The organism is Streptomyces sp. P17 (assembly GCF_032436805.1).
In the GTDB taxonomy this organism is placed as follows: Bacteria; Actinomycetota; Actinomycetes; order Streptomycetales; family Streptomycetaceae; genus Streptomyces.
Map to the genome: position 1 here is coordinate 1 of NZ_JAVRBF010001441.1, position 238 is coordinate 238.

Genomic DNA, 238 nt, shown 5'->3' on the forward strand with positions numbered 1-238 from the left:
TGGCGCCGGAGCGGCTCGCAAACCGTGCGGTCGTTACATTCACCTCGGTTGGCTCAAGCGCTCCGCGTCGGCCAGGATGGATCGCATGGCCTCGCCCGCCGGCTGGCCGTCGCGATCATAAGCGCCCGCCTCGAGAATAGCCAAGAGCGCACGCCGCGCACGGCTGACGCGGCTTTTCACCGTCCCGACCGCGCAGCCGCAGATTTCAGCGGCCTCTTCATAGGCGAAACCGCCCGCG

1 protein-coding gene is annotated in these 238 nt (G+C 68.5%); it reads right to left on the reverse strand.

What is annotated here, in order from left to right:
* Positions 1–39: 39 nt before the first annotated feature.
* On the reverse strand, positions 40–238 hold a 199-nt coding region (locus tag RMT89_RS45275; RefSeq protein ID WP_315889574.1), incomplete at its 5' end, for a sigma factor-like helix-turn-helix DNA-binding protein.